The 26049-nt window shown below is 65.0% G+C and carries 24 protein-coding genes; 15 read left to right on the forward strand and 9 right to left on the reverse strand.

The features are described from left to right. Nucleotides 1-4: 4 nt before the first annotated feature. A complete protein-coding gene (locus EO136_RS17525; protein ID WP_164730673.1) occupies nt 5-1627 on the reverse strand; it encodes a sensor histidine kinase in 1623 nt (540 codons plus the stop codon). 469 nt (nt 1628-2096) lie between these two features. On the opposite strand from EO136_RS17525, the gene EO136_RS17530 reads away from it, so the two are divergent. After that, nucleotides 2097-3959, forward strand: a complete 1863-nt coding sequence (locus tag EO136_RS17530; RefSeq protein WP_127145682.1) for an ABC transporter ATP-binding protein — start codon at nt 2097-2099, stop codon at nt 3957-3959. A gap of 43 nt (nt 3960-4002) precedes the next feature. Beyond that, nucleotides 4003-5892: an ABC transporter ATP-binding protein gene (locus tag EO136_RS17535; RefSeq protein WP_127145683.1), complete on the forward strand. Its 1890-nt coding sequence runs from the start codon at nt 4003-4005 to the stop codon at nt 5890-5892. An 8-nt stretch (nt 5893-5900) separates the two neighbouring features. Here the strand turns inward: EO136_RS17535 and EO136_RS17540 are convergent, their stop codons facing one another. Next, a complete protein-coding gene (locus EO136_RS17540) occupies nt 5901-6386 on the reverse strand; it encodes a methyltransferase family protein (protein WP_164730674.1) in 486 nt (161 codons plus the stop codon). A gap of 221 nt (nt 6387-6607) precedes the next feature. On the opposite strand from EO136_RS17540, the gene EO136_RS17545 reads away from it, so the two are divergent. The 6 genes from EO136_RS17545 to EO136_RS17570 all read left to right on the forward strand — a co-directional run bounded on the left by EO136_RS17545 (nt 6608) and on the right by EO136_RS17570 (nt 13999). Further along, nucleotides 6608-7318 (forward strand): D-lyxose/D-mannose family sugar isomerase, encoded by a 711-nt coding sequence (locus EO136_RS17545; protein WP_127145685.1) that lies wholly within the window; start codon nt 6608-6610, stop codon nt 7316-7318. Nucleotides 7319-7433: 115 nt separating this feature from the next. Beyond that, nucleotides 7434-8576 (forward strand): PQQ-dependent sugar dehydrogenase, encoded by a 1143-nt coding sequence (locus tag EO136_RS17550; RefSeq protein WP_127145686.1) that lies wholly within the window; start codon nt 7434-7436, stop codon nt 8574-8576. Nucleotides 8577-8703: 127 nt separating this feature from the next. Then, the gene (locus EO136_RS17555; RefSeq protein ID WP_127145687.1) at nt 8704-9741 is read left to right on the forward strand and encodes a TRAP transporter substrate-binding protein; all 1038 of its coding nucleotides are present in this window, start codon (nt 8704-8706) and stop codon (nt 9739-9741) included. Nucleotides 9742-9870: 129 nt separating this feature from the next. Then, complete coding sequence (locus tag EO136_RS17560; protein WP_164730675.1) at nt 9871-11340, forward strand: sensor histidine kinase; 1470 nt, start codon at nt 9871-9873, stop codon at nt 11338-11340. Between the two features lie 57 nt (nt 11341-11397). Then, the gene (locus tag EO136_RS17565) at nt 11398-12945 is read left to right on the forward strand and encodes a bifunctional GNAT family N-acetyltransferase/carbon-nitrogen hydrolase family protein (protein WP_127145689.1); all 1548 of its coding nucleotides are present in this window, start codon (nt 11398-11400) and stop codon (nt 12943-12945) included. A gap of 91 nt (nt 12946-13036) precedes the next feature. Beyond that, nucleotides 13037-13999 carry an MBL fold metallo-hydrolase gene (locus EO136_RS17570; protein WP_127145690.1) on the forward strand — a complete coding sequence of 321 codons (963 nt, stop codon included), beginning with the start codon at nt 13037-13039 and terminating at the stop codon, nt 13997-13999. Between the two features lie 63 nt (nt 14000-14062). Here EO136_RS17570 and EO136_RS17575 read toward each other — a convergent pair whose 3' ends face one another. The 4 genes from EO136_RS17575 to EO136_RS17590 form a co-directional block, all read right to left on the reverse strand. Then, the gene (locus tag EO136_RS17575) at nt 14063-14473 is read right to left on the reverse strand and encodes a VOC family protein (RefSeq protein ID WP_127145691.1); all 411 of its coding nucleotides are present in this window, start codon (nt 14471-14473) and stop codon (nt 14063-14065) included. A gap of 91 nt (nt 14474-14564) precedes the next feature. Next, a complete protein-coding gene (locus tag EO136_RS17580; RefSeq protein WP_127145692.1) occupies nt 14565-15035 on the reverse strand; it encodes an SRPBCC family protein in 471 nt (156 codons plus the stop codon). Nucleotides 15036-15116: 81 nt separating this feature from the next. After that, on the reverse strand, nt 15117-16382 hold the full coding sequence (locus EO136_RS17585) for an RNA polymerase sigma factor (RefSeq protein WP_127145693.1): 1266 nt from the start codon (nt 16380-16382) through the stop codon (nt 15117-15119). Next, a complete protein-coding gene (locus tag EO136_RS17590; RefSeq protein WP_127145694.1) occupies nt 16379-16753 on the reverse strand; it encodes a YciI family protein in 375 nt (124 codons plus the stop codon). Before EO136_RS17590 ends, EO136_RS17585 begins: the two co-directional genes overlap by 4 nt. 159 nt (nt 16754-16912) lie before the next feature. Here EO136_RS17590 and EO136_RS17595 point away from each other — a divergent pair, with 159 nt between their 5' ends. From EO136_RS17595 to dusA, 5 genes are all read left to right on the forward strand, one after another. Further along, nucleotides 16913-17128, forward strand: coding sequence for a hypothetical protein (locus tag EO136_RS17595; RefSeq protein WP_127145695.1), 216 nt, complete (start codon nt 16913-16915; stop codon nt 17126-17128). A gap of 95 nt (nt 17129-17223) precedes the next feature. Beyond that, nucleotides 17224-18339 carry a cyclopropane fatty acyl phospholipid synthase gene (cfa, locus tag EO136_RS17600; protein WP_127145696.1) on the forward strand — a complete coding sequence of 372 codons (1116 nt, stop codon included), beginning with the start codon at nt 17224-17226 and terminating at the stop codon, nt 18337-18339. 2 nt (nt 18340-18341) lie between these two features. After that, on the forward strand, nt 18342-19007 hold the full coding sequence (locus tag EO136_RS17605; RefSeq protein ID WP_127145697.1) for a GAP family protein: 666 nt from the start codon (nt 18342-18344) through the stop codon (nt 19005-19007). Between the two features lie 104 nt (nt 19008-19111). After that, on the forward strand, nt 19112-19828 hold the full coding sequence (locus EO136_RS19015) for a TetR/AcrR family transcriptional regulator (protein ID WP_164730676.1): 717 nt from the start codon (nt 19112-19114) through the stop codon (nt 19826-19828). Between the two features lie 101 nt (nt 19829-19929). Beyond that, on the forward strand, nt 19930-20919 hold the full coding sequence (dusA, locus tag EO136_RS17615; RefSeq protein ID WP_425466636.1) for a tRNA dihydrouridine(20/20a) synthase DusA: 990 nt from the start codon (nt 19930-19932) through the stop codon (nt 20917-20919). 126 nt (nt 20920-21045) lie between these two features. On the opposite strand, the gene EO136_RS17620 is transcribed toward dusA, so the two are convergent. Next, on the reverse strand, nt 21046-21732 hold the full coding sequence (locus EO136_RS17620) for a retropepsin-like aspartic protease family protein (RefSeq protein ID WP_127145700.1): 687 nt from the start codon (nt 21730-21732) through the stop codon (nt 21046-21048). A gap of 14 nt (nt 21733-21746) precedes the next feature. Further along, nucleotides 21747-22562, reverse strand: a complete 816-nt coding sequence (locus EO136_RS17625; protein WP_164730677.1) for an adenosylcobinamide-GDP ribazoletransferase — start codon at nt 22560-22562, stop codon at nt 21747-21749. 76 nt (nt 22563-22638) lie between these two features. Here EO136_RS17625 and cobT point away from each other — a divergent pair, with 76 nt between their 5' ends. Beyond that, nucleotides 22639-23652 (forward strand): nicotinate-nucleotide--dimethylbenzimidazole phosphoribosyltransferase, encoded by a 1014-nt coding sequence (gene cobT, locus EO136_RS17630; RefSeq protein WP_127145702.1) that lies wholly within the window; start codon nt 22639-22641, stop codon nt 23650-23652. Nucleotides 23653-23658: 6 nt separating this feature from the next. Then, entirely contained in the window at nt 23659-24342 is a 684-nt protein-coding gene (locus tag EO136_RS17635) for a glutathione S-transferase family protein (RefSeq protein WP_127145703.1), read from the forward strand. A gap of 20 nt (nt 24343-24362) precedes the next feature. On the opposite strand, the gene EO136_RS17640 is transcribed toward EO136_RS17635, so the two are convergent. Then, nucleotides 24363-25823: a sensor histidine kinase gene (locus EO136_RS17640; protein ID WP_246018437.1), complete on the reverse strand. Its 1461-nt coding sequence runs from the start codon at nt 25821-25823 to the stop codon at nt 24363-24365. Nucleotides 25824-26049: the final 226 nt, after the last annotated feature.

Here is a 26049-nt window from a genome sequence, read left to right on the forward strand (position 1 = left end):
GGGCTCAGGCGGCCTCGGCCGTCACCGCCTCCATCACCAGTGGCGGCTTGGCGAAAGCGCTGGAGGTGGGCAGGGAGATGACGACCGTCGTGCCGTGCCCGACCGCCGAGTCGATCGCGAGCCGGCCGCCGCTGGCTTCCGCGATGGCGCGTGCGATGGCGATGCCCAGCCCGATACCGTCATGGGATTTGGTGAAGGCGGCGTCCGAAAGGGCGAAGGGGTGGGACAGCCGGGAAAGCTGGTCCTCGCCCATGCCGATCCCCGTATCGGTGATCTCGAGCACCACCCCATCTTCGGCCGCCCAGGCGGCAAGCCTGACCTCACCGCCCCGGGGGGTGAACCGGACGGCATTGTCGAGCAGATTGTCCAGCATCCGCTCCACACAAAGGCGGTCCGCGTGGACGATGGCCGCGGTGAGCGCGCCGGTGCGCAGCCGCAGGCCGGCCTGGGTCGCGCGGGGCCCGAAGCGTCCGGCCACGGTCTTGATCATCTCTTCGACGGTCAGCGGCTCGGGCGACAGCGCCTTCTGGCCGCCCTCCAGCTCGGCGTATTCGAGAATCTCGGCAAAGGAGTCCATCAGCTTTTCGCCCGCCGCCTTGATGTCCTCGAGATAGGTCATGTACTTGCCGTCACCCAGCGGCCCATAGGTCTCGAGCCGCATGAGATCGGCAAATCCGATGATGTGGTTGAGCGGGGTGCGGATGTCGTGGGAAAGGTGGGCGAGAAAGCAGGTCTTGGCCCGGCTGGCGGCCTCGGCGCGGACCTTTTCCTCGTGATAGCGGCGGGCGAGCTGGCGCTGCTCCTCGCGTGCAGCGCTCAGCATGCGGTCGGCGGCCTTGCGATCGGTGACGTCGCTGACGACGGAGACGAAGCCGCCCGAAGGGCTGGGGCGTTCATCAAGAACGATTACCGAGCCATCCTCGCGCTCGACCTCGATCATGCGCTGGCGCTCGCCATCGACCACGGGGCGGCTGGCGATCTTGCCAGAGATGGTCCGGGATACGGCGGAATAGGGGGCGCCGATCCTGATCTCGCTCTCGGCCGCCCGCAGCAGGCGGTAGAAGGCCTTGTTGGCGCACAAAAGCGTGCCGTCCGCGCTCCAGTGCGCAAGGCCATAGGGTGCGGCCTGGACGGCCTCGGCCAGAGGATCGGGCCCGGTTTCCCGGCGGGTGAGCCCGCCGCCGAAGGCCAGCAGCACCATGGCGAAGGCGCCGCCGAACGCGATGCCGGCCCGCTGGGCCAGTTCCATGGCAATCGCCCCATGCCCGACCGCGATCGTTACATGGCCGTATTCGCCCGCAATCGCCGCCTGCCCCGTGACATAGCCGGAAGCCAGCGCGTCGGGGCCGAGGATGTCGCCGGGATCGATGTCTTCGGCAGTGCTGGAAAGAATTTCTCCGTCCGGAGCCGAGACGATCATGACCGCTTCGTCCGAAACCGCGGCCGAGAGCGTCAGGGCGCCCATGCGGGGGGCGTCGAGTTCACGCGGCGCCATCTCTGCGGCGGCCAGCGCGGCCGCCATGATGGTGCGTTCCTGGGTCTCGGCGAAGGTGCGATAAGCGTCCTGGGCAACAAAAAGGATCGCCACCACGACCGCCGCCGCGCTCAGGGCCACGGACGCGGACATCCCGAAGGGGAGTGCCTTTGCCGCAGGCGCCGTGTTTGTCCGCGTGCTGTGTATCGAAGCGCCGAATCCGTTCGACCCGACGCCGGATTGATCCGCCGAACCCATGCTTGCCCACACCCGCCTGACGGCGCATGCCCCCGATGAAAATCTGATGATAAGAGCTTGAATCAACGGCATGACTCTTGTCCAGAGCCTTTTTATCGATCCGCATGGCGCCCTCGAAATTCGCGAGTCCGGAGAGTCACTTAACGAGAAGAAAAATTGTTCCTCGATGTCGGGGTTGCGCGCTGGCGTTCGTCGTGTCGTCGCAGGCCCGTGGCAAGGTCCGGGCCGGGCGACGGGGCGGTCGCGTCTTCAGCAACGCATTGCGCTGGAGCCGAGGATCATCTACCAACCGTCGCCTTGGTTTTCTGCCGGCCGCCCGGACGCATCCGCGCCCGCACGCCCGGCCAAGGCTCTGGTGACTCCCATGTTCCGCTGGTTCGAAACCCGGCTCAATCCCTATCCGCCCCGCGACCCCGAGCAGCCGCCCAAAGGGTTGTTCGCATTCTGCATGCATTACGTGCAGGGCGCCAAGCTGCCGCTCGGGCTGATGGCACTGCTCAGCGCGGCGACTGCGATTTCCGAGATCATCCTGTTCAGCTTTCTGGGCAATGTGGTCGATTGGCTCTCCTCGGTGGACCGGGAGGCCTTCCTCGCGCAGGAGGGGGGAAGGCTGGCGCTGATGGGGGGATTCATCCTGCTCGTCATCCCCACGCTGACCCTGTTCAGTACGCTGATCATCCATCAGACACTGCTGGGCAATTTCCCCCAGCGCGTGCGCTGGATGGCCCATCGCTATTTGATCCGCCAGTCCATGACCTATTTCCAGGACGAGTTCGCCGGCCGGATCGCGACCAAGGTCATGCAGACCGCGCTGGCGGTGCGCGAGACGGTGATGAAGCTGCTCGACGTGCTCAACTACGTGGTCATCTATTTCATCGGCGCGGTGATTCTTGCGGCGATGAACGACTGGCGGCTGGCCGTGCCTTTTATCGTGTGGGTGCTCGTTTACGGCTCGATCCTGCGCTATTTCGTGCCGAGGATGGGCAAGATTTCGGAACATCAGGCCAATGCGCGCGCCAACATGACCGGCCGGATCGTGGACAGCTACACCAACATCGCCACGGTCAAGCTCTTCTCCCATTCCCGGCGCGAAGAAGCCTATATGCGAGAAGCCATGGACGGGTTCCTGGGCACCGTCCACCAGCAGATGCGGCTGGTGACGATCCTCAACGTCTCGATCACCACGCTCAATGCGCTCCTGCTTTTCACCGTGGGGGCGGTGGGGATCTGGCTCTGGCTGGGCGGCTCGCTGACGGCGGGCGCCGTGGCGATCGCGATCGGGCTGGTGCTGCGCTTCGAGGGCATGAGCCAGTGGATCATGTGGGAGATGTCGGCCCTGTTCGAGAACATCGGCACGGTGCGCGACGGGATCAATTCGATCTCGCTGCCGCGCATGGTCGCCGACGAGCCCGACGCGCCGCGGCTCGGCCGGGTCGCGGGGGAAATCGAGTTCCGGGACGTGGCTTTCAACTACGGCAGGAAGGGCGACGATACGAGCACGAGGGTGATCGAGGGGCTTAACCTGCATATCAGGCCGGGCGAGCGGATCGGGCTGGTGGGCCGTTCGGGGGCTGGCAAGTCCACCATCGTCAACCTTCTGCTGCGGTTCTATGACCGCCAGAGCGGGCATATCCTCGTGGACGGCACCGATATCGCCTCGGTGGCCCAGGACTCCCTGCGCGCCAATATCGGGGTCGTCACCCAGGACACCTCGCTGCTGCACCGCTCGGTGGCCGAAAACATCAAGTATGGCCGCCCCGACGCCAGCGACGAGCAGATGATCGCAGCGGCCCGGCAGGCCGAGGCCCATGAATTCATCGAGACCCTGGTCGATGCCAAGGGACAGGCGGGCTATGCCGCCCACGTGGGCGAGCGGGGCGTCAAGCTCTCGGGCGGCCAGCGCCAGCGCATCGCCATTGCCCGCGTTCTGCTCAAGGACGCCCCGATCCTCGTTCTCGACGAGGCGACCTCGGCGCTGGATTCTGAAGTCGAGGCGGCGATCCAGGGCCAGCTCGATACGCTCATGGAGGGCAAGACCGTGATCGCCATCGCCCATCGGTTGTCCACCATCGCGGCGATGGACCGGCTGATCGTGCTCGACGAGGGCCGGATCGTGGAGCAGGGCACCCATGCTGAGCTGGTCGCGTCGGGCGGGACCTATGCAAGGCTCTGGGCGCGCCAGTCCGGAGGCTTCATCGATACCGAGGCCGAAGGCGTGCCGGCCTGATGGACCACTTGCCAATCGGGCCGGCCAGCACCATTTTGCATCCATGACCAAGGAGCGTATCGGTCCGGTTCTCTGGATCAGTCGAGTGTTCGAGACTTGGATCGATCCCTTCCGGGCGCGGGAGGATTTCCAGCCGCCAGATACCATCTGGCGGTTCGTCTGGCATTACATGGGCCAGGCCAAGCTCCCTTATGCCGCGCTGATGGTGACGGGTGGGCTGGTTGCGCTCTTTGAGGCCCTGTTTTTCTACTATATGGGCCGATTGATCGACATGCTCGATCAGGGCGCGGTCGATGAGGGCTGGGCCGGCGTCATGGCCCAGCATGGTCCCGAGCTCTCGCTGATGGTCGCGGTCGTCGTTCTGGGGCGGTTCGCCGTGCCGGCCATCAATGCGCTGGTAGAGAGCCAGACCATCGGGCGCGGCTTCACCATGATGGTCGGCTGGCAGGCCTATGCTCACATCTCGCGCCAATCGGTGGGCTTTTTCGCCAGCGATTTCTCGGGGCGCCTGGTCACCAAGGTGTCCCAGGTCTCCAACGCCCTCAACGATTTCATCTCCGGCGTGCTGCAGATCGTGTGGTTCCTGCTGATCTACACGGGCACCACGATCCTGCTGTTTGCCCAGCTCGACTGGCGCATGGTGGTGCTGATCCTCGTCTGGGTGGCGGTGTTCGCGCTCCTGGCGTGGTACTTCGTGCCCCGCATGCGCCAGCGCGCCTCCGTCAACGCCGAGGCGGCATCCGTGCTCAACGGTCGGGTGACCGACAGCTTCTCCAATATCCAGACGCTGCGCATGTTCTCAGGGGTGGACGACAATGATTCCTACGTCCGCGAGGGCTATGAGCGCTATCTGATCTCCTCGACGCTCCTGGCCCGCATGCTCACGGGGGTAAGGACGTCGCTGGGGCTCCTTTCGGCCGTCATGATCATCGCCTTCGGCGCGCTCTCGATCCATCTTTGGGGCATCGGCGCTATCAGCGTGGGTGCGGTGGCCTTCGCGCTGGGACTGGTGCTCCGGCTTAACATGATGCTGGGACGCCTGATGGGGCAGCTCAACATGCTCATGCGCCAGTTCGGCGTGATCCAGAACGCCATGGAGACCATCGCCAGACCGCTCGAATTGACCGACGCGCCCGATGCGCGGCCGCTCGAGGTCGCCAAGGCCGGCGTCCGGTTCGAGACCGTGCGGTTCCACTATGGCCGCGAGAGCGGCGTGATCGAGGACCTGACGCTTGAGATCGCGCCGGGCGAAAAGGTGGGGCTGGTGGGCCATTCGGGGGCCGGCAAGACCACGCTGGTCAACCTCCTGCTTCGGTTCTACGACCTCGAAAGCGGGCGGATCCTGATCGACGGGCAGGACGTTTCGAAGGTCACCCAGGAATCCCTGCGCGCCAATATCGGAGTGGTGAGCCAGGACACGGCGCTGCTCCATCGCTCGGTCCGCGACAACATCATGTTCGGCAAGGCCGATGCCACCGAAGACGAGCTGATCGCCGCAGCCCGGCGCGCCGAGGCCCACGATTTCATCCTCGAGCTCGAGGACCAGCGCCGGCGCACGGGCTATGACGCTCATGTGGGCGAGCGCGGGGTCAAGCTCTCGGGTGGCCAGCGCCAGCGGGTGGCGATCGCGCGGGTGCTGCTCAAGAACGCGCCGATCCTGGTGCTCGACGAAGCCACGTCGGCGCTGGATTCGGAAGTGGAAGCCGCCATCCAGAGCCAGCTCGAAGGCCTGATGGCGGGCAAGACGGTGATCGCGATCGCCCATCGGCTCTCCACCATCGCCGCCATGGACCGGCTCGTGGTCATGGATCGGGGGCGGATCGTGGAAGCAGGCACCCATGGCGAGCTTCTGGCGCGGGACGGTCACTATGCCCGCTTGTGGGAGCGCCAGTCAGGCGGCTTTCTGGACCTCGAGGACGAGGCCGCGCAATAGAAGTTGCGTCAGAGCCAGCGCCGGGTGCTCTTGCAATAGGCCTCATAGGCCTCGCCGAACCGGCCGCGCAGATAAACTTCCTCCCGGGCCACCACGAACCGGTCGAGCGCCAGCCAGAGAAGGGGAATGCTGATCAGCCCCCATTCGAGAGCAAAGGCGAGGGAAATCCCGGCCACCATCAGAATGAAGCCCAGATAGATCGGATTGCGCGTCATGGTGAAGGGCGGCGCGGTCACCAGCGCGACGGACATCTTGTGGGGCTCGGGCGGGGTTCCGGCATCGTTGAAGGCCGAAACGGCGGATAGCGCGAAGGCAAGGCCCGTCAGCACCATCACCACGCCGAGCCAACTCGGCCAGCTCGCGATGTGCGGGACGGGCAGGAAGGCGAGCGGCAAGACCCGCTCCAGAGCGATCGCCGCAATCAGCGCCACTGCGGGGTAAATCGGCGGCAGGACCGCGATGCCGGGGGTATCTCCGGACCGGCTAGTGCTCATTGGGCGCTCCTCCCTTTCCGGGAAATCTGCAACAGGCGGTAGGCGAAAATCCAGAACTTTTGGCAATACCACAAGGATCGTATGGAGATCGACACGACCCCCGTGCCGCCCGGACATGAATCGGGATATGAACGTGTTCAGGCCATGGGTGAGCGGCGCAAAGCGATTCCCGATCATGGGGTTGTGCCCTTGCCTTGAATCACTTCGGGAGGAAGTCGACCATGAAACGGTCCCAGGTCAACGAGATCATCAGACAGGCCGACGCGTTCATTCGCTCGTTCGGCTATGTCATGCCCCCCTTTGCCTACTGGTCTCCATCCCAGATGAAAGACCGGAAGGCCGATATCGGCAACATCATCCGGTCGGGCATGGGCTGGGACGTCACCGATTACGGTCAGGGAGACTTCGAAAAGCTCGGCCTGTTCCTGTTCACGGTCCGCAACGGGGACGCCGCCGATCTCGATAAGGGGCGGGGCATGCTCTATGCCGAAAAGATCATGATCTCGCGGCACGACCAGATATCGCCCATGCATCGCCATACCATCAAGGCCGAGGATATCATCAACCGGGGCGGGGCGAAGCTCGCGCTCCAGCTCTACAATGATGATGGGACCAATGAGAGTATCGATGAGACGTCGGACGTCGTCGTCCACACCGATGGCATAAGGCGCGTGCTGCCGGCGGGCGGAATCCTCGAGCTCGAACCGGGCGAGAGCGTTACCCTGCTGCCGGGGAACTGGCACAAGTTCTGGGGCGAGGGTGGCGATGTGCTGATCGGCGAGGTCTCGACCGTAAACGATGACCGGACCGACAACACCTTTCTCGAGCCCATCGGGCGGTTCTCTGACATCGAGGAGAACGAGGATCCTGTTCACCTTCTCGTGTCCGACTATCCGAAATGGTTCGGAACCGGCGGTGGCTCGGGCTATTGAGCCCTGTGTTGCTGAATGGTGAACACTGCGTTTGCCTGTTTACCGCGCGAGCGGAGGAACGTCGGTGAAGTGAGGCCATTGGGTTGGGGAGTACCACAACCAATGGAGACCCTTCATGTCCCTTCGCACGCTTTCCATCGCCCTTTGCGCCAGCGCTCTTGCAATGCCCGCAATGGCCGTGGACCAGACGTTCGAGACCGAGGCTGGCTCGGTCCACCTCGAAACCTATGTCGAGGGCGTAGAGTTCCCGTGGGGCATGGTGTTCCTGCCCGATGGCGGGATGCTGGTGACCGAACGTGAGGGGACGCTGCGCTATATCGACGAGAACGGCGAATTATCCGATCCCATTGCGGGCATCCCGGAAGTGGATTCCCGCGGTCAGGGCGGTCTGCTCGACGTGACGCTCGACCCGGACTTCGAGTCCAACCGCATGGTCTATTTCAGCTTCGCCGAGCCCGGCGAGGACGAGACCAACTCGACCGCGGTTGCTCGTGGCGCCCTTTCGGACGACCGCTCCGAGCTTTCGGACGTCGAAGTGATCTTCTCCCAGCAGCCCAAGCTGCCCTCCACGCTCCACTATGGTTCGCGGGTGACCTTCGATGAAGACGGCTATCTCTTCATCACCACCGGCGAGCGCTCGGACGCGGAGTTCCGCGACCAGGCCCAGGATCTCGACTCCCACCTGGGCAAGGTTATCCGAATCAATGCCGATGGCTCGGTGCCCGAGGACAATCCGTTCGTCGATGACGAGGACGCGCTCGACGAAATCTGGAGCTATGGCCACCGGAACATGCAGGGCGCAGACCTGCATCCCGAGACCGGCGAGCTCTGGGTGGCCGAGCACGGTCCCCGCGGCGGTGACGAGCTCAATCGCATCCAGGAAGGCGGAAACTTCGGCTGGCCGCTGCTGACCGACGGCACCGAGTATTCGGGCGATCCCATCGATCCGCCCGAAGAGCTGCCCGAGGACCTCGTGGAAGCCGAGCGGACCTGGGTGCCTTCGCCCGCGCCCTCGGGACTGGCCTTTTATTCGGGCGACATGTTCCCCGATTGGCAGGGAGATGCGTTCATGGGCGCGCTTGCCGGCACCAATCTGATCCGGGTCGATCTGGACGGTGAGGATGTGCAGGGCGACGAATTCCTCTTCGGAGACGATTTCCAGATGCGCATTCGTGATGTGACCGAAGGGCCCGACGGAGCGCTGTATCTGCTGGTCGATGACTTCGAGGGCCAGATTCTGCGGTTGAGTGCAGACTGACCCTTAGCTAGAACCGTCGGGTGCCGGGGGAACCGGCACCCGGGGCGATACCGCGCTCCGGAGCGGAATCGAACTCGCACAGGATGAGAGGCATCCTTGCTGGTTCCGCGCAGGGCGGGGGATCGCCATGTTACTCAAGACCGTTTTGGTGGCTGCGCTCATGAGCGTGGCCCCTTTTCATGCGGCAAAGGCGCAGGACCATGTGCTGCGGCTGCACCAGTTTCTTCCCATGACCGACAGCGTGCCCCGCGAGGGGCTGATTCCCTGGGCCGAAACGGTCGAGCGGCAATCGGGCGGTCGGATCAAGGTCGAATATTATCCGTCCATGCAACTGGGTGGCTCGCCCGCCTCGCTGTTCGATCAGGCGCGTGATGGTGTTGTCGACCTCGTCTGGACGGTGCTGGGTTACACGCCCGGCCGCTTCCCGAAGTCCGAAGTCTTCGAGATGCCGTTCATGGTCTCGAACGCGGAAGCCACCTCGCGCGCCTTCCAGGCATTCGTCGAGGAATACGCCGAGGACGAATTTCGTGACGTCAAGCTGATTGCCGTCCACACCCATGGTCCGGGCATTCTGCACACCCGGACGCCCGTGGCCGCTCTTGAAGGTCTCGACGGCATGAGCATCAGGGGCGGCTCGCGGGTGATCAGCGCGATGCTCGACGATCTGGGCGCCGATGCGGTGAGCATGCCGGTGCCCGACGTGCCGGTCGCGCTCGTGGGCGGCGTGATCGATGGGGCGACGATACCCTGGCAGGTGACACTGGCCCTGCGCACAAGCGAGATCGTGTCCAGCCACACCGAGTTCGCCGGGCCGCGCGGACTCTACACCCAGACCTTTGCCTTCGTGATGAATCGGCAGAGCTATGAGCGCCTCCCCGAGGATCTCAGGGCGGTGATCGATGCCAATTCGGGCGTGGAGTGGGCCGGCCGGTTCGGGGCTGCCAATGACGCGGACGATCTCGTGGCGCGCCAGTCGGCACTCGACCGCGGCAACACGATCGTCCGGCTCGATGAAGCAGAAACAGCGCGCTGGCGCCAGGCCGCAGAGGCCACCATCGACCGTTGGGTCCAAGAGGCCGGCGCGCAGGGTCTGGACGGTCGTGAGCTGCTTGAACGGGCCCGCGATCTGGTCGCGATCGAAAGTGACAATCATGTGATCCCCTGAGCGGATCGAACACTCAGGTTCGCGCGTTCATGGATGCGGCTGGAAGCGGAGTGCCTGAAACAGGCAGCCTGTTCAGCCCAAGGAAAGTCAATGCATCAACAGGCACGGAATGCCACTGGCGGAATAATCTTGGACGCCGATACGCTCAACAAGGGATTGCTTGCCGGCAAGGTGGGGGTATGGCGCTGGCGCGTCGATACCGACCAGCTGGAGTGGAGCGAGAACCTCGAATCCCTGCACGGACTCGAAGCCGGGACCTTCGACGGTACGCTTTCGAGCTTCCGCAATGATATCCACCCCAGCGATACCAGCGACGTCTGGCAGGCCATTCAGTCCACGCTCGAGACCGGCGATCCTTACACCTCGGTGTACCGGACCAATCCCTCCCTGAGTACGGATCCGGTGTGGATTGAGGCCTCCGGCTCGATCGTGACCGACCCCGAAGGCGTGCGCTACCTGACCGGCGTTTGCATGGACGTCACCGCCCGGCGCGCGGCAGAGCGGGAGCTGGAAACCCGCCTCGCCCAGCAGAAGGCGATCGCCGATTTCGGCACCTTTGCATTCGGAGAAGGCCGCATCCAGAAAGTGCTCGACCGCGCGGTCGATGTTGCAGCAGACGTGCTTGACGTGCCGCTCACCAAGATATTGCTTTTTGCCGGCACTGCCGATCATCTCCGTCTGGCATCCGGTCGCGGCTGGCACGATGGCCTCGTGGGCAACGCCACAGTGGGCACCGAACTTCAATCCCAGGCCGGCTATACTCTGGTCGCCAAATCGCCGGTGATCGTCGAGGATCTGCGCACCGAGACCCGGTTCTCGGGCCCCGAACTCCTTCACGAGCACGGCGTGCGGTCGGGGATCAGCGTGTTGATCCCGGGGTCGTCCACGCGCCCTTTCGGGGTTTTCGGCATTCATGACACGCGGTTGCGCCAATTCGCCGACACGGATGCCGAGTTCCTGCTTTCGCTGGCCACCATCGTGGCCAATGCGGCGCGCAATCGCGAGGCACTCGACCATCGACAGCTTCTGGTGCGCGAGATGTCCCACCGGGCGGGCAACATGCTACAACTGGTCTCGACCATTGCCAGCCAGACCTTCTCGAGCGCGCGCAGCCCCGAGGAAGCGCACAGCTCGTTTTCAGAGCGCCTGGGCTCTCTGTCGCGCGCCAATTACATCGTCGCCCATGGGGGCTGGACCTCGACGCGCGTGCGGACGCTTTTCGGCGACACGCTCAAACCCTTCGCCGACCGTATCTCGATGCAGGGCAGGGACGTGCTGCTGCCGCCCGACCTGTGCTTCGACCTCGGGCTCATCGCCCATGAACTGGCCGCCAATTCGTCTCGGTACGGGTCCCTGGCCGGCGATGATGGCCGGGTCGAGCTGAACTGGAATGTGGAGCGGTCAGGGTCCGAACTCGCGACCTTCACGCTGACCTGGCGGGACCCCATCAACACCGAGCCCGACCCCTCCATCCCCCGGCGCGGCTTTGGCAGCAGGCTGATGGTGGCGCTGATCGAGAGCAAGTGGTCCGGTAAGATCGACGTCGAAAGAGCGCAGGGCTATTGCCTTTCGGCTTCGATTCCGTTTACCCCGGCCTGAGCGGACCGGCATCCCCCGGACACCGTCCATTCATCTCACAGATCGCGAGGGACCGAGTTGGCCAAGCTTGCCTCAAAGCCCATTCTTGAAGTGCGCAACGCCACCGTTGCCGATGTCCCCGACATCATCAAGCTGGCAGCACGCGTCTATCCCGAAGAAGGGCCCTACCAGTCGGGCACGATCCGCGGCCAGATCAACGCCTTCCCCGAAGGCCAGTTCGTCGCCGTGTTCGACGGCGAGATCGTGGGCTATGCCGCCACGCTCCAGCTCGGCGAGCAGCAGGTGTTTCGCCAGCACACCTGGGAGGCGATAACCGGCGCGGGGTATGGCAGCCGGCACAGCGCCAAGGGCGAGTGGCTCTACGGCGTGGAAGTTTGCGTCGACCCTGGCCGGCGCCGGGCACGGATCGGCAAGCGGCTCTACGAAGCGCGCCAGCGGCTGTGCGAGGAACTCTGGCTCAAGGGCATCGCCTTCGGCGGCCGCCTGCCGGGCTATCGGCGCAACAAGAAGGACTATCCCCGCATCCGCGACTATTTCAATGCGGTCAAGGAGCGCGAGGTGCGCGATCCGGTCGCCTCCTTCCAGATGAAGCTCGGCTTCGAGCCCGAAATGCTCCTGCGTAACTACCACCCCGAGGACAACGCCTCGGGCGGGCACGCCGCGCTCATGGTCTGGCGCAATCCGCGTTACGACCCGGAAGACGAGCAGCGCCCGGCCCATCGGCGCAGCCGCGAGACCGTGCGCGTCACAACAGTGCAGATGGAAGCCAAGAAGGTTTCCAGCGCCGAGGAATTCTTCGAGCAGGTCCAGTATTTCGTGGAAGTCGCGGCTGATTACGGCTCGGATTTCGTGGTGTTCCCCGAGCTCTTCACGCTCATCCTGCTCTCGAGCGAGCCCGAGCGGCCGCCCCATGAGGCAATCGTGCGCATGACCGAGTTCACGCCCGAATTCATCGACCGCATGCAGAAGATGGCGCTGGGCTGGAACATCAACATCATCGGGGGCAGCCATCCCACCATCACTGAAGACGAGGACATCCAGAACGTGTGCTACGTGTTCCTGCGCGACGGCACCGTCCACGCCCAGGAAAAGATGCACCCCACGCCCGACGAGCGCGACTACTGGGGCATCGTGGGCGGCGACACCGTGGACGTCATCGACACCGATTGCGGGCCGATCGGGGTGATGATCTGCTATGACAGCGAATTCCCCGAAGTCGCCCGGCGCCTCGCCGACCAGGGCGCCCGCATCATGTTCGTGCCCTACTGCACCGACACCCGCCAGGGGCACCTGCGGGTGCGCTACTGCAGCCAGGCGCGCACCATCGAGAACCAGTGCTACGTCGTCACCTCGGGGATCACGGGCAATCTCGCCAATGTCGACAACCTCGACATCAACTACGCCCATTCCGCGATCCTGACCCCCTCGGACATGCCGTTCGCCCGCGACGGCATCGCGGCGGAGGCCAGCGAGAACGTGGAAATGGTGGTGGTCGCCGACCTCAACGTCTCGACCCTGCAATGGGCGCGGTCCCAGGGCGCCGTGCGCAATCTGCGCGATCGGCGGTTCGACCTCTATCGCGTGCGCTGGAAGGACGGCGGCTGACGTTCACGGTTTGGTGAGCGCGGGCAGAGGAACCGGAGGGGTCCCCGAGGCGTAGCAGGATACCTGCAACAGCTCCAGGGAGACCCTCAGCATGTCCAGATTCACCACCAGCCGTCGCGGCTTTTTCGCCGGCGCCGGGCTCGCCGCCAGCTCGCTCGTGCTGCCCGCCTCCACCATGGCGACCGCCAGCGCCCAGGAAGCCGAGGCGAGCGATATGCCCGATCAGGGGCTCGTCCGCCGCATCGGGCTTGGCGGCTTCACCATCCTGACCGTATCGGACGGCATGCGCCCGGGAGATGGCCCGCACCCCACCTTCGGGGAAGATCAGGACCCGGAAGCTGTCGCGGAGCTGATGGCCGAGAACTTCCTGCCCGAGACCCGGTTCGTAAACGGATTCACCCCGACGCTGATCGACACTGGCAATGAGGTGATCCTTTTCGACACCGGCATGGGTGCGAATGGCCGCGCCAATGGCATGGGCCGGCTGCGCGGTCTCCTCGAGCAGGCAGGCTATGCACCTGACAGCATCGATACTGTCGTGCTCACCCACCTTCATCCGGACCATATCGGCGGGCTGTGGGAAGGCGAGGAGCCGGCGTTCCCCGAGGCCGACTACGTGATCGGGCAGGCCGAGTACGATCACTGGTCCGCCGAGGGTGCCGAGAACGTCATGAACGCCGTTGGCCCGCTCGCCGAGCGCACCCGCTTTATCGGCGATGGGGAGGACGTGGTGTCCGGCATCACCGGCATGGCCGCGTTCGGTCACACGCCTGGCCACATGATCTTCCACATCGAGAGCGATGGCGAGCGCCTGGCCCTGACCGCCGACACCGCCAACCATTACGTCGCCTCGCTGCAGCGCCCCGACTGGCATGTGGCCTTCGACGCCGACAAGGAAGCGGCGGCGCAAACCCGCCGGCAAGTGTTCGGCATGATCGCAGCCGATCGCATCCCCTTTATCGGCTATCACATGCCGTTCCCGGCGCTGGGCTATGTCGAAGAATTCGGCGACGGCTTCCGCTACGTGCCGGCGACCTATCAGTTCGACGTGTGAGCCCCACAATACCAGCGCTTCAGAAATGCCCCGGCGGGCCATCGGTCCGCCGGGCGATTTCTGTCAGGCCTGAGGCACGACGTTGACCATCCAATGGACGCCGAACCGGTCTCTCGTCATGCCAAAGCCGGGGGACCATGACGTCGACGCGAACGGCATGGTCTGCTCTCCGCCCTCTGACAGGGCGTCATAGACTGACCGGGCCCTGGCCGGATCCTCGAAATGGAGCGAAAGCGAGAACCCGCCACCGGGCTGGGCATATTCGGGAGGCGTATCGGCGCCCATAAGCTCATACTCGCCCGCTCGCATATGAGCATTCATGATCTTGTCGGACCAATGCGCGCCGGCCCCTTCTCCCTCGGGCGTGTCGCCATGGGTGATCATGTCCAGAATGGTGCCGTCCAGCACCCGCTCGTAAAAGGCAAAGGCCTCGCGGCAATCGCCGGAAAAAGACAGATAGGGAATGATCTTCATTTCTTTCTCTCCCTGAAGAAACAATGAGACATCAGTCGGTTGCCGCTACACCCGGATTCAATCCGGCAAGTCGCGGAATCAGGACGTGAAGTCAGCTCGCAATGCGTTTGGCGACTTCTTCGAGCTGGTCGGCAGCGATGCCCCAGCCGACCTCGAACCCCATCTCCTCATGGGCCTTGCGATCCTCGACCTTCCAGTGCCAGGCCGACGCGGTGTAGCGGGTGCCGCCATCCTCGTCCGCGAAGGTGAAGACACCGACCATGAACGGCGCCGCGGACGGCACCCAGCCCGGCAGGAAGGCGTCCGTGAACGCGATGCGCTCATTGGGGATCGCCTCGAGCACGACGCCGGGATCGCCTTCCGGATGCAAATTGCCATCGCCGTCGACCATCTGGGTGCGGAAAACGCCGCCGGGACGCAGGTCCAGCTCGACTTCGGGCGTGGTGTAGGGCCGGGGCGCCCACCACTCGCCCAGATGCTCGGTCCAGGCCCGGTAGAGCACGGGGCGGGGAACAGGGATGAGCCGTGTGATCGAAAGGCTGTGTTCTGGCTGACGGTGCATCTCGGGGTCTCTCTTGGTGTTGCTATGAAACAATGACGGGCGGGGATGGGGGGCATCCGACATCAGGGAGCGATAAAACAATCACGGATAGCGAAATCGGCGCGAGCGCGCCTCGGCATCGAGCGCGTCGAGGTGCTTGCGGATATGGGCCGCCTCGGCCGGCGTGCCCGCAAGGGCGATCGCGCGGCCCAGCGCCTCGCGCGCCTCGTCGCGACGGTCGGTTTCCGTGAGCAGAAGTCCGCGCAGCCCGTGGAAGTAGAAATAATTGGCGAGCGGCCCGGCAAGCGGCTCGATCAGCTCGAGCGCGGCGATGGCGCCTCGGGTCTTGGACACGGCGACCGCGCGGTTGAGGGTGACGACCGGGGAGGGCTGCATGCGCTCGAGCGTGCCATAGAGCAGGTCGATCTGCCCCCAGTCGGTGGCCTCCGGTGCGCCGGCGCGCGCGTGGAGTGCGGCGATCGCGGCCTGAACCTGATAGGGGCCGGGCCGCCCGTGGCGCATGGCCTTGTCCATCATCGCCAGCCCTTCGGCAATCGCCACCCTGTCCCAGAGTTTGCGATCCTGATCGTCAAGCAGCACCGGGGCGCCCTCGGCGTCGAACCGGGCATCGCGGCGAGAATGCTGGAGGACCATCAGCGCCAGAAGGCCCATGAGCTCGGGCTCGGACGGAAACAGACCCAGCAGCAGCCGTCCGAGCCGGATCGCCTCGACGCAGAGCGCCGCGCCATGGGCCCGCTGGCCGGCGGAATAGCCTTCATTGAACACCAGGTAGATCATTACCATCACCGCGCCCAGTCGTTCGGCGCGCTCGATCGCGTCGGGGGGCTCGAACGAAGCGCCCGATTTCGCGATTCTGGCCTTGGCGCGGGTGATCCGCTGCTCGAGTGCCGCTTCGCTGACCAGAAACGCACGCGCGATCTGGGGCACGCTCAGCCCCGAGACGACCCGAAGCGCCACCGCGATCTGCTGGGTGGCGGGCAGGTCGGGGTGGCAGCAGGTGAACAGCAGCCGCAGGATATCGTCCCGGAAATGGCTGGTGTCGAGCCGTTCGACCACATCGGTCTCGGCGTCCTCGGTATCGGAAAGCAGATCCTCGGAGGGCAGCGGAACCAGGCGCGAGCGCTTGCGCAGGGTATCGACCCCGGTGTTCCGGCCCACCAGGATCAGCCATGCGACCGGATCGCGCGGCGGACCCTTGTCCGGCCATGTGCGGAGCGCTCGCAGGCAGGCCTCCTGGAACGCCTCCTCGGCCAGATCGACATCCCGGAAATAGCGGTAGAGCGCAGCGACCGCGCGGGGACGCGCGCCGTTGAGCGCCAGGCCGATCCAGTCGTGGTCTCCTGTCATGGTGTGGCAGAACCGGGGTTGAAGAACGAGACCGGGCGAATCTCGTAGGAGCCCGTGCCGGGGTTGGCTCTGGCCAGATCCCGAACGATCGTCACAACCTCATCGAGGGTTTCGCAATCCACGACGTAAAAGCCGAGGAATTGTTCCTTGGTTTCGGCAAAGGGGCCGTCGAGCACCAGCGGCTCGCCTGCGGTCTTGCGCAGGGTGGTGGCCGCGGTGGTCGGCAGCAGACGCGCGACCGGGCCCAGCTTGCCCGCTTCGGCGAGTGGCTTCTGGACGGCCATCAGATCGTCCATGACCTTCCTGTCCTCGGCCTCGCTCCAGGTCCCGACGACGGTCTCGTCATTGTAGCAGAGAATGGCATACAGCATCAGTGAGCTCCTTATGGGGCGAGGACGATCCTCGTTGGGGTATTCCGACATCGGTCCCATAAATTATGCTCCGGCGCGCTGGCTGCGGGAAGGGGTGAAACCGTGGGTGTACTCGCGCGTTTGGGCCTCATCGGCAACGGATGAACCAGGAGGTGGGTCATGGATCGCAAGGATCTCGAGGATATCATCGGGCCGGTCGACAACCAGCTCGCTGCCGAAATCGCCGGGATCGGAGCCAATGAGCAGGAACTGGCCGAAGCATTCGCTTGGCTCAACGCCGATGAGGCCATGTTCAACGCGGGCCGACCCATGCCCTCGGGCCGGGTCGCGCGACTGATCGAAATCCTGCAAACGCCAGACGACGAGCACCCGTGAACGGCTCCGAACCGCTTCTGGACAAAGAAGGAAAAGTTCAATTCAATGGACATGTTGAGTTCGGAATTTGACTCTGCAATTGCGGATGCTTCGACATGTCAGCGAGGTTCAAGCGCTTTATAACTGACCTTCTGGCCGAGTGCGACGTCGTGGTCGGGGGCAGTCGGCCGTGGGACGTCCAGGTCCATGACGAGAGGCTCTATGGCCGTGTGATGACCCAGGGCTCGCTTGGGCTGGGCGAGGCCTATATGGACGGCTGGTGGGACGCCGAGGCTGTGGACCAGTTCCTCTATCGGCTGATGACCGCCGATATCGGCTCGCGCATCCGGTTCGACTTCGCGCTCGCGGCTGCGACGCTCAAAGGCATGGTGCTGAACACCCAGCGCTGGCGCGCGACCGAAGTCGGCGAAAAGCACTACGACATCGGAAACGATCTCTACCGGCGCATGCTCGACACACGCATGATCTATTCCTGCGCGTATTGGCGGGAAGCCGACACGCTCGATGCCGCGCAGGAAGCCAAGCTCGACCTCATCTGCCGCAAGATCGGGCTCAGGGAGGGCCAGACCGTTCTCGACGTCGGCTCGGGCTGGGGCGGCTTTCTCAAATTCGCGGCCGAGAAATACGGCGCCAGAGGCATCGGCATCACGGTGTCGAAAGAGCAATACGCCTACGCCAACGACACGCGCGGCGATCTGCCCATCGAGACCCGGCTGATGGATTACATGGATCTCGACGGTTCATTCGACCAGATCGTCTCGATCGGCATGTTCGAGCATGTGGGCTACAAGAATTATCGCCGTTATCTCGCAAAAATCCGCTCGCTGCTCTCGCCGGACGGGCTGTTCCTGCTGCACACCATCGGCGGATCCCTCAGCCGCAGGAGCGGCGAACCCTGGATCGAGAAATACATTTTCCCCAATGGCATGCTGCCCTCGCCCCGACAGTTGACCCGGGCCGCCGAGCGCCGGCTGGTCATGGAGGACTGGCACAATTTCGGCGCCGATTACGACCGCACGCTGATGGCCTGGCACGCGCGCTTCGAAGCGGCCTGGCCCGAGATCGCAGACCGGTATGGCGCGCGCTTCCATCGCATGTGGCGCTACTACCTCCTGTGCTGCGCGGCGGCCTTCCGGGCGCGGTGGGTCCATCTCTGGCAGGTCGTCTATTCGCCCAATGGCGTGCCCGGCGGATACAGGAGCGTCCGGTAGGCATGTCACCAGGCCTCGTGTTCGCCCTTTTAGGCCTCGCGGCCCTCGACAGTACGTCCATCGGGACGCTCTATATCCCCATCTGGCTGATGGCTCGCGGCGTCGCGACCCGGGGCGTGCTGTTCTATCTCGCCTGCGTGGCGGCCTGCTACTTCGCGGTCGGGCTGGCGGTTCTGGCTGGCGCGGAATCTCTGGTGGATGTGCTTGGCGGGGCGATAGCGAGCCGGGCTGCGAGCTGGGCGATGGTCGGGGCAGGGATGTTGCTGATGGCCTTCGGCTTCTGTGTCCGGCAGCGGCGGAAAGCCGCGTGGCGCGAGCGGGCCGGAGGTCCGGGGGGCGCGCGCGGTCTCGCAGCGCTGGCCGTTACCACAGTCACGCTCGAGTTCGCGACGATGCTTCCCTACCTGGGCGCGATTGCCCTCATCGGGGCCGCGGATATGGGAAACTCGGCGCGCACCGCGACAATGGCCGTCTACAGCCTCGCCATGGTGGCCCCGGCGCTGGTCCTTGCCCCGCTCAAGGCCGGCCGCGTGGGCGCGATCGCGAGATGGGTGGACTGGCTCGACGCCCGGTTCGCCGAACTGGGTGGCGGGAGCGGACCGCGTTGGACCTTTGTCGTGCTGGGAATGGCTCTTGCCGGGTTCGGGACTTACCGGCTGGTCTCCTGACGGGTGCGCGCGCAGCGAACGCACCTGCCGGTCATCACGCCGTTGACAGAATGGTCGTGATGGCGGAGGTTCCGACCGCCAGTCGGTCGGAAAGAAAGTGCGTGATGTTTGTTCCAAGGCAGAGGCGTGATCCGGGGGCCCGGCGCGATGCGATCATCGGCGCGGCGTCGGCGCTGTTCCTCGAAAAGGGCTATGAAGCCACGACCGTGAGCGACATCCTCGCGCGGGCCGGGGTGTCCAAGGGTGGCTTTTACCACCACTTCGCCACCAAGGAGGACGCGCTCGAGGCGTTCTGCGTGGAACTGGCGGAATCGCTGCTCGAGGAGATCGAGCCGATCCTGAAATCCGAAGTGCTTTCGCCCTATGAGCGGCTCAACGACATGCTGACCACCATGCGGCAGGCCCGGGCCGAAACGCTGCCCGACATCATCGGCGTGTTCGGGCCGCTGTTCGCTCCGGAAAACCTCGCCTTGTACAGCCGGATCAACAGGGCGATCGGAGAGCGGATTGCCCCCGCCTTCGCCCAGGTCATCGCCGAGGGTGCCGAGGACGGCACGTTCATGATCGTTGGAGATGCCGAGACGACCGCCGAGATCATGTTCGCGGTGGGCACGGCGAGCTACGAACCGCTTGCGGCATTGCTCGCCGCCGCCGGAACCCCCGAGGCCGAGGCTGCAGCGGTCAAAGCCGAACAGCGGCTGGTCGCACAGGGCTTTGCCGCAGACCGCATCCTCGGGCTTCCCGATGGCAGCATCCGATTTGCCGACCCGGGCTTCGTCCGCCTGCTGCTGGACGCAGCGGCAGCGCTCGCCGCGCGGTAAAAGCCCCGATTTTGCCCCTTAGCGCCGATGGGTGTATAGGGCGCTGATCCCGGCGCACAAACCGCCGACCGCTGCCAATGTTCGATGAGACGATGCAAGACTTGAATTCCTCCCGCCGCTTCGCCGTGGCGCCCATGATGGACTGGACCGATACCCATTGCCGGTATCTGCACAGGCTGTTGTCGCGCCGGGCCCTGCTCTTCACCGAAATGGTGACCAGCGCCGCGCTCGTGCATGGTGATCCCGGGCAGCTTCTCGCCTATGGCGATACCGAGCATCCGGTCGCGCTGCAGCTCGGGGGCTCCGATCCCCGGGAGTTGGCCGAGGCGGTGCGCGTGGCGGAGCCCTTTGACTATGACGAGATCAACCTCAACGTCGGCTGCCCTTCGGACCGCGTGAAGGCGGGCCGGTTCGGCGCATGCCTGATGGCCGAGCCCGAGCTTGTCGCCGAGTGCGTGCGCGCCATGCGCGACGCCACCGACCGCCCGGTCACCGTGAAATGCCGCATCGGCATCGACGACCAGGATCCCGAGACCGGGCTGGACCGCTTCGTGGACACGGTCCTGCCCGCGGGTATGGACCACCTTTACGTCCACGCCCGCAAGGCCTGGCTCCAGGGGCTCTCGCCGAAGGAGAACCGGACCCGCCCTCCGCTCGACTACGACCGGGTCCACAGGCTCAAGGCGCGTCTGGGGGCGTTCCCGGTCTCGATCAATGGCGGGATCGAAACGCTCGAGGCGTGCGAGGACCACCTCGCGGTTCTCGACGGCGTCATGCTGGGGCGGGCCGCCTATCACGATCCCATGCTCTTGGCCCGGATCGACCGCCGCCTTTACGGGGACGACCGGGACGGGCCTACGCTCGATCAGGTTCGGGACGCCATGATCGTTTATGCCGAGGGGCAGATGGCCAGCGGCGAGATCCGCGTCAACCGGATCACCCGGCACATGCTGGGGCTGGCCAACGGGCTCCCGGGGGCGCGCAAATTCAGGCAGATTCTGAGCGTGGAAGCGTGTCGCCCGGGCGCCGGGCCCGAAGTCATCGCAGAGGCCTTCGCGGTCCTCGACACGCAGATGGCGCTGGCCGGCTAGGCGAAGCGCACCCGGTCTCTGCTCCAGAGCGTTTTCAGGAAAAGTGGAAGAACTTTTCCGGTTCGGAAACGCGACACATCAAAGACTTAGCGCTCCTGTTCTGATTCAATCAGAACAGCATATGCCCTAGTCGGTCATTTCCAGCGCGTTGCGCGTCACCGAGAACCGGGTCAGGGTCTCAAGGAAGGTCATGCCCAGAAGGCTGGTCTCGAGCGCTCCTTCCTGGACGACGAACGCCCGGACATTATCGCGAGCGATATTGCCAACTTCCAGCCGCGAGAGCGTCGTCGCGGCCGCATACCCGGTGCCGTTGGCGGTCTGGACAGGCACGGAATAACCCAGCACCGAGGTGTCGATCCCCGCCGCGCGCGCGTCCGCATTGGTCAGCACGACCGCAGAGGCTCCGGTATCGAAGATCATGGGGATACGCGCGCCGTTCACGGCAGTCTCGACCCGGAAATTGCCCGCCATGCCGCGGTTGATGCGCACATTGCCGGTCTGCTCGTTGATGATCGCCGCGCCCGGATTGAGCTCGCCCATCACCCGCTGGCCGACGCCCGCCAACTCGTCGCGATAGGTATAGCCCACCATCAGCACCGCGCCGATCGCGATCCAGATCGTGAAATTGCTCAGGATTTCGCCCAGCCTGTGCCGCCGCCCGATCACCGCGCTGGCGACAAGCGTCAAAATGAGCAGCAGCGGTATCAGACGCGCGGTTTCTGCCTGCGTCAGCCCCACCACGGTGCCAGCGTCGGCACTGATCGCAAGGCCGATTCCGACAGCGATAAGCATGGCAAAGGCAACGAACAGCATCCCGTCATCCTCGTCTATGGCGTGACCAGTCCCATTAGGGAAGCCAGCAGCACAATTTCAACCAGCCCCTGGAGCGCGCCAATCAAATCACCGGTCATCCCGGCCACCAGGCGGTCACAAAGCCGTGTCCACCACACCACCACAAGCGCGGCAAGGCCGTAGGACAACACGACGCCGAGGACGCCAACGAAAGGAGCGACCAGCAGAAAGCCGATCGCGCAGGCAAAAACGATCCCCACCAGAAAAGCGTTCCGCGAAATGCGCCCGGCCGTCGCCGCAGCTCCCTGCGCGCGCGCCGGCCTGAGCGCCAGCGCCAGATAGAGCGATGCGGCGCGCGCGATGGTCGATGCGGCCAGCCAGGCCAGCGCTGCCGCGAGCGGGGAGACCGTGGCCATGTGCGCGAGCGCAGCCGCCTTGAGCCCCACGGCGAGGACGAGCGCCAGCACGCCATAGGTGCCGTGCCGGCTGTCCTTGAGGATTTCCAGCCGTCGCTCGGGCGTCGAACCGCCGAACAACCCGTCCGCCGCGTCGGCCAGCGCGTCCTCGCTCATGGCGCCCGTGACCATGACCCAGGCAACCAGGGCAGCGAGCGCGACAAAGAGCGACGGCAGGCCCGCGAGCCCGCCCGCCAGCAGCAGCAGAGCAGGGCCGGCACCGATAACCAGTCCCGCAAAGGGCACGGCCATGCCGATGCGCGAAAGGTCCGGGGCCTCGTGGTTGCCCCCGGGGATGGGCAGCCGGGAATAGAAGCGGATGGCCATGACCATATCGGCCACCAGCCCGCCGCGGACCGGCCGGTTCTCATTGTGGGGGGGCGGTGGCCCTCCCATCTCCTCCCGCATTGCGCTGGCCTCTTGAATCGCGGACAAGTGTGCCCTGTTCTAGCACCCCCGTTCCGGAGCCGCCATGTCTGCCCAAGCCTTTGCCGATTTTCGCGATCTCCTTATGTTGGGACCCGAGGGGGACGAGGCCGCGGTTGCCGCCGTTCGCGCGCGTGACGCCCAGTTGACCAAGCCTGCCGGGTCGCTGGGGCGGATGGAGGAGCTGGTTGCGTTCATCGCCCGCTGGCAGGGAAAAGCCGAGCCCGCGATCACCAATCCGATGGTTGCGATTTTTGCCGCCAATCACGGGGTCACCGATCAGAACGTCTCGGCCTTCCCCCGCGAGGTGACCCGCCAGATGGTGTCCAATTTCACCTCAGGCGGTGCCGCCATCTCCCAGATCTGCGCCCAGCACGAGCTCAATCTGCGGGTGTTCGAGCTGGCGCTGGAGGTCCCGACCGGGGATATCACCGTCGTGCCCGCCATGGACGAGCGCACCTGCGCGGCAACCATCGCCTATGGCATGGAAGCGATCGCGGGCGAGCCCGACCTGCTGTGCATCGGCGAGATGGGCATCGGCAACACCACGGTGGCCGCCGCCATCTATGCCGCGCTCTTTGGCGGCACGGGCGCCGACTGGGTCGGCCCGGGCACCGGGGTGGATGCCGAAGGGCTCGGCCGCAAGGCCGGGGCGGTGGACCGGGCGCTCGCCCGCCATGCGGGCCGCATCTCGGACCCGTTCGATATTCTCGCCAATCTGGGTGGGCGCGAGATCGCAGCCATGGTCGGCGCCATCATCGCCACGCGCCACCAGAAAATCCCCGTCATCATCGACGGCTTCGTCGCCACCAGCGCTGCGGCCATCGCCCAGGCGGTATCGCCCAACGCCATCGACCATTGCCTGTTTGGCCATGTCTCGGCCGAGACCGGCCATAAGAGGGCCCTGGCGGCCATGGAGCGGCCCGCGCTGCTCGATCTGGGCATGCGGCTGGGGGAGGGGACCGGCGCGGCGCTGGCCGCGGTCCTGTGCAAGACGGCGGTTCACGTCCATGCCAACATGTCCACATTCGACCAGGCCCGCGTATCGAACAGGAGCTGAGGCGCCATGTACGACCTTTATATCGCCAACAAGAATTACTCGTCCTGGTCGCTGCGGCCCTGGGTTCTGCTGCGGGCCCACGACATCGCGTTCGAGGAAAAGTTCGTGCCCTTCCTGGAAGGCTCGAGCTACGAGACGTTCCGCCAGTTCTCGCCCACCGGGCTGGTGCCCTGCCTCGTGGACGGATCGACCACCGTCTGGGACTCCCTGGCCATCTGCGAATATGTCGCCGAGGATCACCCCCAGGTCTGGCCCGCAGACCGTGCGGCAAGGGCCTGGGCACGCTCTGCCAGCGCCGAGATGCATTCGGGCTTTGGCGCGCTGCGGTCGGTCTGCGGCATGAATGTGGGTGTCCGCGTGCTGCTCCACACGGTCTCGGACGCCGTGCAGCGTGACCTCGACCGGCTCGACGAACTCTGGAGCGATGGGCTCCACCAGTTCAACGGCCCTTGGCTGGCCGGCCCGACCTTTTCGGTTGCCGACGCGTTCTTTGCGCCCGTTGTTTTCCGCCTCCAGACCTATGGGCTGGAGCTCGGCCGCGCCGCCATGGATTACGCCAGCCGTCTGCTCGGGCATCCGGCCATGCAACAATGGTATGCCGAGGGCGTGGCGGAAACGATCCGCGACGAACCCCATGACGCGGAAATCCCCGAAGTGGGAACGCTGATCGAGGATCTGCGGGCCGTCTGACGGACGCGGCGGAGCCTGTTCTAGCCGGCTTCCGAATAGATCTGGAGACGCTCGGCTTCCCTGATCGGAGCAATGCCCTCCATGACGCGTGCGCGCGGGAAGGTCGCGATCGCTTCGGTGCCGAAGCGCAGCTTGGAGAAGAGGTCGAACCGTCCCTGATGCAGGTCCATGATCTTCTGGACGATGGGCAGGCCAAGCCCGGCACCCTGTTCGGCGGTCTTTTGCGCCAGAGAGCCCTGTCCGAACGAGGACAACACGGTCTCGATCTCGTTCTCGGGGATTCCCGGGCCATTGTCGGTCACCGAGATGAACTGACCGCCCTCCCGGTTCCGGCCGACCTTGAGCGTGACCTTGCCCGACTGGGGCGTGAACTTGATGGCGTTGGACAGAAGGTTCAGCACCACCTGCCGGATCGCCCGTTCGTCGCCCCAGAGCTTGGGCAGCGGGCCGGATTCAATGGCAAACACGAACTCGATGCTCTTGGCCCGCGCCCGGATGTCGAGCATGCGCTTGCAGTCGCCGGCGATGTCCTCGAGGTTCACCGCGTCCTCGCTCAGATCATACTTGCCCGCTTCGATGCGCGAGAGGTCGAGCAATTCGTTTATCAGGGTCAAAAGGTGCTGCCCGCTGGCGTGAATGTCCCCTGCATATTCCTTGTATTGAGGCACCGTGTGCGGGCCGAGCAGTTCAGATTTCAGCACCTCGGAAAAGCCGATGATGGCGTTGAGCGGCGTGCGCAGCTCGTGGCTCATGGTCGCCAGAAAGCGCGACTTGGCGATGTTGGCCTGCTCGGCATGCCGGCGCGCTTCGTCGGACATGTTGCGGGCCTCCTCGAGCTCGAGGATCAGTCCGTCCTTCTCGAGCTGGTGCTCGAGATTGCCGAGCTGGGAGGTGTGCAACTGGTGCGCAAGAAACAGGAAAAAGAAGAAAGCCCCGATCGCGACCGCCGCCATCGCATAGTTGAGCGTGCCCCCAGTCACCCCCAGCGTGATCGAGACCGAAAGGCAGGCGGGCAGGTTCGCAAACAGCGTTGTCCGGGGCAGGGTGCGGGTGGCCACGGCATTGGCCGCCATGCCGACCAGAAGCATGGCAAAGATGATGACGAGGATATCGGGGGAATTGCTCACGAGGCTGAGGACCGGGAGCATGGCCCAGGCGAGCCCGTGTATGGTTTCGCCCGCCACGAACGTCGCGGTCCACCGGCGCGCATTGAAATTGCTGGCCGCCGTGCGGCGGAACTGCCGGCAAACGAGGGCCACCGAGCCATTGGCCAGCAGGACGACCCCAGCCCAGCCGGCGGCGAATTGCACCGGAACCCAGAGCGTGGCGAAAAAGGCGAGTGTCCCCACGACCAGGAGCATGGGCAGGAACCCGCTCAGCCGGGCCCCGGCATAGTCGTCGAGAAGGTCGTAGTCGAAATCCACCCGGGTGCCGGAGCTCGACGTCAGGCGCTGGCGTGCATCGCGCAGCGTGCGCGACATGTTCCTGCGTGGCTCGTGCACGCCTCGACTGGCCTGATGACGATCACTCGCCGGGCTGGCTGCCATTACTCTACTCGATACGCTACTACGATACTCAACTGGACTGCAGGGGTACGCGCAGTCCTTCGACCCGGCTCAACGCTAGCGGCTTTGTGGTTAACAGGCGGTTGCACGGGCGGTCGGGCAAAACATGCCCTCGGCCCGTCGCCGAACGGATTTGCTTCAA

Origin of the sequence: Pelagibacterium montanilacus (assembly GCF_003992665.1) — a bacterium.
GTDB lineage: Bacteria > Pseudomonadota > Alphaproteobacteria > Rhizobiales > Devosiaceae > Pelagibacterium > Pelagibacterium montanilacus.